General features: G+C 72.5%; 4 protein-coding genes, 1 tRNA gene and 2 pseudogenes. 4 read left to right on the top strand and 3 right to left on the bottom strand.

Annotation, left to right across the window (positions count from 1 at the left end; genetic code table 11):
• A partial coding sequence (locus E1165_RS27380) for a rhamnogalacturonan lyase (protein ID WP_132394593.1) occupies positions 1 to 1,796 on the top strand: 1,796 nt, incomplete at its 5' end.
• A gap of 236 nt (positions 1,797 to 2,032) precedes the next feature.
• On the opposite strand, the gene E1165_RS27375 is transcribed toward E1165_RS27380, so the two are convergent.
• The gene (locus E1165_RS27375; protein ID WP_132394592.1) at positions 2,033 to 3,043 is read right to left on the bottom strand and encodes an LLM class flavin-dependent oxidoreductase; all 1,011 of its coding nucleotides are present in this window, start codon (positions 3,041 to 3,043) and stop codon (positions 2,033 to 2,035) included.
• Positions 3,044 to 3,088: 45 nt separating this feature from the next.
• On the bottom strand, positions 3,089 to 3,571 hold the full coding sequence (locus E1165_RS27370) for an Lrp/AsnC family transcriptional regulator (protein ID WP_132394591.1): 483 nt from the start codon (positions 3,569 to 3,571) through the stop codon (positions 3,089 to 3,091).
• Between the two features lie 77 nt (positions 3,572 to 3,648).
• Here E1165_RS27370 and E1165_RS27365 point away from each other — a divergent pair.
• Positions 3,649 to 4,758, top strand: a pseudogene (locus E1165_RS27365) (PLP-dependent aspartate aminotransferase family protein); the annotation flags it as partial.
• 71 nt (positions 4,759 to 4,829) lie between these two features.
• On the opposite strand, the gene E1165_RS27360 reads toward E1165_RS27365, so the two are convergent.
• Positions 4,830 to 4,903, bottom strand: a tRNA-Leu gene (locus E1165_RS27360).
• Positions 4,904 to 5,008: 105 nt separating this feature from the next.
• Between E1165_RS27360 and E1165_RS27355 the strand changes: the two genes are divergently transcribed.
• Together E1165_RS27355 and E1165_RS27350 are read left to right on the top strand one after the other, a co-directional pair.
• A complete protein-coding gene (locus E1165_RS27355; protein ID WP_132394590.1) occupies positions 5,009 to 5,629 on the top strand; it encodes an ANTAR domain-containing response regulator in 621 nt (206 codons plus the stop codon).
• Positions 5,630 to 5,686: 57 nt separating this feature from the next.
• Positions 5,687 to 6,377 (top strand): annotated as a pseudogene (locus E1165_RS27350) (hypothetical protein); the annotation flags it as partial.

Below are 6,377 nucleotides of genomic sequence, written 5' to 3'. Positions count from 1 at the left end.
GCACCCCACCGCCCACGACACCCCCGCCGACCACGCCGCCGCCGAGCGGGGCGAAGCAGATGGAGGGCCTCGACCGCGGGCTGGTCAGCGTCCGCTCCGGCAGCGGCAACCTGGTGTCCTGGCGGCTGCTCGGCACCGAGACCTCCGGGGTGTCGTTCAACCTCTACCGGGGCTCCACCAAGGTGAACGGCTCACCGATCACCGGCGCCACCAACTACCTCGACAGCGGCGCGGCGGCCGGGTCGTCGTACACCGTGCGGGCCGTGGTCAACGGCGCCGAGCAGGCCGCCTCGGCACCCGCGCTCCAGTTCGGCAGCGGGTACCTGGACGTGCCGTTGCAGGTGCCGCCGGGTGGCACCACGCCCAGCGGGGAGGCGTACACCTACTCGGCCAACGACGCCAGCGTCGGCGACCTCGACGGCGACGGCGACTACGAGTTCGTGCTCAAGTGGGACCCGTCGAACGCCCACGACAACGCGCACGACGGCTACACCGGCAACGTCTACATCGACGCGTACACCCTGACCGGAACCCGGCTGTGGCGTGTCGACCTGGGTCGCAACATCCGCGCCGGTGCCCACTACACGCAGTTCCAGGTGTTCGACTACGACGGCGACGGCCGCGCCGAGGTGGCCATGAAGACCGCCGACGGCACCCGCTCCGGCACCGGCCAGGTCATCGGCTCCGCGTCGGCCGACCACCGCAACTCCAGCGGCTACATCCTCGCCGGCCCCGAGTACCTGACCATGTTCGACGGCCGCACCGGCGCCGCCCTGTCCACCGTCAACTACGACCCGCCGCGCGGCAACGTCTCCTCCTGGGGCGACTCGTACGGCAACCGCGTCGACCGGTTCCTCGCCGGCACCGCCTACCTCGACGGGCAGCGCCCCTCGTTGATCATGGCGCGCGGCTACTACACCCGGGCCGTCATCGCCGCCTGGGACTTCCGTAACGGCACCCTGATGAAGCGGTGGACGTTCGACTCGAACGCCTCCGGTAACTCCGCCGCGTACGGGCAGGGCAACCACAGCCTCTCCATCGCCGACGTCGACGGCGACGGCCGGCAGGAGATCGTCTACGGCGCGGCCACCATCGACGACAACGGGCGGCTGCTCTGGTCCACCGGCTACGGCCACGGCGACGCCGGGCACGTCGGTGACCTGGACCCGTCCCGGGCCGGGCTGGAGTACTTCAAGGTCAGCGAGGATTACAGCAAGCCCAGCTCCTGGTTCGCCGACGCCCGCACCGGGCAGGTCCTCTGGTCCACCTCCCCGTCCGGCGACAACGGCCGGGGCGTCTCCGCCGACATCTGGGCCGGCAGCCCCGGCGCCGAGTCCTGGTCCTCCGCCGTCGGCGGCCTCCTCAACACCCGGGGGCAGAACGTCGGGCGCAAGCCGTCCTCGACCAACTTCCTCGCCTGGTGGGACGGCGACCCGGTGCGTGAACTGCTCGACGGCACCCGGGTCGACAAGTACGGCACCAGCGGGGAGACCCGAGTGCTCAACGGCAGCGGGGTGGCCTCCAACAACGGCACCAAGTCGACCCCGGCGCTCTCCGGCGACATCCTCGGGGACTGGCGGGAGGAAATCGTCTGGCGTACCAGCGACAACCGCGCCCTGCGCATCTACAGCACGCCCCACCAGACCAGCACCCGGATCCACACCCTGATGCACGACGCGCAGTACCGGACCGCCATCGCCTGGCAGAACACCGCCTACAACCAGCCGCCGCACCCGAGCTTCTTCGTCGGCGCCGGCATGTCCACTCCGCCGACTCCGAACATCTACCTGCGCTGAGGGCTATCCCGCCGCCCCGGTCCGCGACAGCGCGCTCAGCGGCCCGGGGCGGCGCTGACCCGGACCGGGCATACAGGCACCGGGTCGCCAGCGCGCGGAACCCGCACCACTGGCGACCCGGTGCACCACACCGCAGCACCCCCGACCCGTCCCGACCGGGAGTGCCGTACCACCACCGGTCACTAAGTTATGCGTGCTCCGCGACGCGGCGGTGACGTGGGTATGAAGAGTGTGTTTCAGGCATTCCGCGTCAGGTCGCCGGCCACCGTGTCGGCCACCAGCTCGAACGAACGCACCCGGTCGGCCACGTCGTACACCATCGTGGTGAGCATCAGCTCGTCGGCGTCGGTGCGGGCCAGCAGGTCCCCGAGCTGCCGGCGGACCGTTTCCGGCGAGCCCATCGCCTGGCCGTCGCGGCGCTGCCGCACGAACTGGCGTTCCCGCTCGTCGTACGGGTACGCCGCCGCCTCCTCGGGCGTGACGAGCGGCTCCGGCCGCCCGGCCCGCAGCCTCAGGAACGACAGCGCGCTCGGCCCGGCCAGCCACTCGGCCCGCTCGTCGGTGTCCGCGCAGACCACGTTGACCGCGACCATCGCGTACGGCCGCTCCAGCCAGCGCGACGGCCGGAAGCTGTGCCGGTAGAGCCGCAACGCCGGCAGGGTGTGCTCCGCGCTGAAGTGGTGCGCGAACGAGAACGGCAGCCCGAGCAGCCCGGCCAGCTGCGCGCTGAACCCGCTGGACCCGAGCAGCCAGACCGCCGGCGACTGCCCGAGGCCCGGTGTGGCCCTGATCGGGCCCGGCTCGTCGCCGGTGAAGTAGTTCATCAGGTCCGCCAGCTCACGGGGGAAGCCCTCCGCCGACAGCCCCTCCACGCTCCGGCGCAGCGCCAGCGCGGTCACCTGGTCGGTGCCCGGCGCCCGGCCGACGCCCAGGTCGATCCGGCCCGGGTGCAGCGCCTCCAGGGTGCCGAACTGCTCGGCCACCACCAGTGGCGCGTGGTTGGGCAGCATCACCCCGCCCGAGCCCAGCCGGATGGTCGAGGTGTGCGCCGCCAGGTGCGCGAGCAGCACCGCCGGCGCGGAGCTGGCGATCGCCGGCATGTTGTGGTGCTCGGCCACCCAGAACCGGTGGTAGCCCAGCTCCTCGGTGCGGCGGGCCAGCTCCGTGGTGTGTCGCAGGGCCTCACCGGCGGTCGCGCCACGGGCCACCGGAGCAAGATCGAGAACAGACAGCGGTACGTTGATCACACCGTGGGCAACCGGTCGCCCGCCCGATGTGTTCCGGATCGTGCCCTAACCCATACCCCGCGCCTGCTCGAAGATCAGGCTCGTCTGGGTGTGCTGCACCGCCGGGTCCACCGCGAGGTGGTCGAGCACGAAGTCCCGCAGCGCGTCCCCGGACGCCGCCCGCACGTGCAGCACATAGTCCTCCGCGCCGGCCACATGGAACACCGACACCACCCCCGGCAACCGCACCGACCGGGCCCGGAACGCGTCCACGGCCGCCCGCTCGTGCGCGGCCAGCCGTACCGACACCAGCGCCTGCAACGGCAACCCCAACGCCGCCGGGTCCACCTCGGCGTGGAAACCGCGGATCGCGCCGCACTCGCGCAGCGCGCGGGTACGGGTCAGGCACGTCGACGGCGCCACCCCGACCCGCTCCGCCAGGGCGTTGTTCGGCAGCCGGCCGTCGGCGGCCAGCTCGGCCAGGATCGCGCGGTCGACGTCGTCCAGCGCGGTGAACGACCGCCGCACATCATTCGACGTAACGGGCATGCGACCATCCCTTCCCGAAGGCGCGAGTGGTGGAAGCGCATTCCCCAGAATGATATTCGCTCCTCTTGCTTTCACCCATGAATTTATTCGACGCTTCGGTCATGACGACTGTGGACACCCGGGCCGTCCACGCCGGCCGCGACGACCTCGCCGCCCTCGGCGTCCACGTGCCCCCGATCGACCTGTCCACCACCAACCCGCTGCCCGGCGTCGCCGGCGGCGGCGCGGCGTACGAACTGCTCGCCGGCGGCGGTGCCCTCCCACCCGGAGCCAGCGCCGTCTACCAGCGGCTCTGGAATCCCACCGTGGCCCGCTTCGAGACAGCGCTCGCCGACCTCGAGGGCACCGCCGAGGCCGTCGCCTTCGCCAGCGGCATGGCCGCCCTCACCGCCGCCCTGCTCGCCGCCACCCGCGACGGCAAGCGTCACGTCGTCGCCGTCCGCCCCCTTTACGGCGGCACCGACCACGTCCTCGCCACCGGCCTGCTCGGCACCCAGGTCACCTGGGCCGGGCCCGACCGGATCGCGGCCGCCGTACGTCCCGACACCGCCCTCGTGGTCGTCGAGACCCCGGCCAACCCCACGCTCGATCTGATCGACATCGCCGCCCTCGCGGAGGCCGCCGGTCACGCCCCGCTGCTCGTCGACAACACCGTCGCCACCCCCGTGCTCCAGCAGCCCGCCCGGCACGGGGCCGCACTCGTCCTGCACAGCGCCACCAAGAGCATCGGAGGCCACGGCGACGTCCTCGCCGGCGTCGTCGCCTGCGACAGCGGCTGGGCGACCCGGCTGCGCCAGGTCCGCGCCGTCACCGGCGCCGTGCTCCACCCGCTCGGCGCGTACCTGCTGCACCGTGGCCTACAGACCCTGCCGCTGCGGGTCCGCGCCCAGCAGGCCGGCGCCGAGAAACTCGCCAGCTGGCTCACCGGGCACCCGGCCGTCGTCCGGGTGCACCACCCGTCGGTCCACGACCCGGCCGGGCTCGTCGGGCGGCAGCTGTCCGGCACCGGCAGCCTGCTCGCCGTCGAGGTGCGCGGCGGCGCCCCCGCCGCCGCGCGGGTCGCCGACGCGTGCCGGCTGATCACCCACGCGGTGTCGCTCGGCGGCGTCGACACCCTCATCCAGCACCCGGCGTCGCTCACCCACCGGCCGGTCGAGGGGGAGGCCAAACCGTGCGGCGGGCTGCTGCGGATCTCCGTCGGGTTGGAGGACCCGGAGGACCTGCGCGCCGACCTGGAACGGGCGCTCGCGATGATCGGTGTCCCCGGTGGGATTCGAACCCACACTGTCGGAGGTTTGAGCTCCGCTTCTCTACCGGTTGGAATACGGGGACGAGTGACCTGACGCTGTCGCGTCGAGTCATAGGTTACCTACTACGCTAGGGGCGGCGACACCCGGCACGGCGGGTGTCAGGGTACAGACTGGGTGGGAGTGGCTCGTGGCCGAGACGCAGACGGATGCCGAGCGCAGGCGCGTACTGATCGCCGAGGACGAGGCGCTCATCCGGCTGGACCTGGCCGAGATGCTGGTCGAGGAGGGCTACGAGGTCGTCGGCGAGGCCGGGGACGGCGAGACCGCCGTGCGGCTGGCCGAGGAGCTCAAGCCGGACCTGGTCATCCTCGACATCAAGATGCCGATCATGGATGGACTGGCCGCCGCCGAGCGGATCGCCGGCGCCCGGATCGCCCCGGTGATCATCCTGACCGCGTTCAGCCAGCGCGACCTGGTGGAGCGGGCCCGGGCAGCCGGCGCGATGGCGTACCTGGTGAAGCCCTTCCAGAAGAGTGACCTGGTGCCTGCGGTGGAGATCGCGCTGTCCCGCTACTCCGAGATCGCCGCGCTGGAGGCCGAGGTCGCCGGCCTCAACGACCGGCTGGAGATCCGCAAGACCGTCGAGCGGGCCAAGGGCGCGCTGATGACGACGTACGGCATGACCGAGCCGCAGGCGTTCAAGTGGATCCAGCGCACCGCGATGGACCACCGGATGACCATGAAGGAGGTCGCCGAGCGGATTCTCGCCGAAACCGCCGGCGGCGAGGTCGCCCAGCCGGCCGGCTGACCCGTTCCGCGTCCGCTGGGGCGACCACGGTTCGGCGGGGGTCGATAGCATCGCGTCGTGGCCCTCCGACGAGTCCTGGCGGGGTGCGGCGTCTTCGCCGTACTGCTGGCGGGGTGCGATCCGGGCGGCGGGCGAGAGGCCGACGGCCCGGAACCGGTCCGCCCCGCCTGGCGACAACTCAGCCTGCCATCGGGTGCCGCGGGGCGTCTGGTGCTGCGCGACGTCACCGCCTGCGCCGGCCGGTGGTATGCGGTCGGCGCGGTCGCGGATGCCGCCGGCGGCACCCGCCCGGCGGCCTGGTTCAGCTCGGACGGCACGACCTGGGTCACCCAAAAACTGGTGCCGCGCACCTACTACGGCCAGCGCCAGGTGCTGTACTCGGCGGCCTGCCGCGACGGTCGGGTGGCGGTGCTGGGCGCGAAGCGCGGCGGCGCGCACGCGAATCCACGGACGAGTAGTTGGCGTCAGGCCACAGACGGCTCGCTGGTCGAGGTGACCGCGCCGTTCGAGCTGTACGGCGGTCCGCGCGCGGTGGATGTGGCGCGGATGGTCTCCGGTGACCCGGGCTGGTTGATCACGGGGAATCGGACCAGCGGCGCGGCGGTGTGGTTGTCCCCGGACTCGACCCGGTTCACCCTCGTCGAGGCGGCGGCGGAACTGGCCTCGGACGCGCGGGGCGAGACGTGGAACTTCGACGCGGTGCAGGTGGGGTCGGGCTGGTTGGCGGTGGGCGGGCTGGTGCCCACCG

The sequence above is a fragment of the Micromonospora sp. KC723 genome, from assembly GCF_004348595.1.
Classification (GTDB): Bacteria; Actinomycetota; Actinomycetes; order Mycobacteriales; family Micromonosporaceae; genus Micromonospora.
The sequence above is the reverse complement of the archived record's forward strand: the minus strand, read 5'-3'. Positions and strand labels throughout refer to the sequence as shown.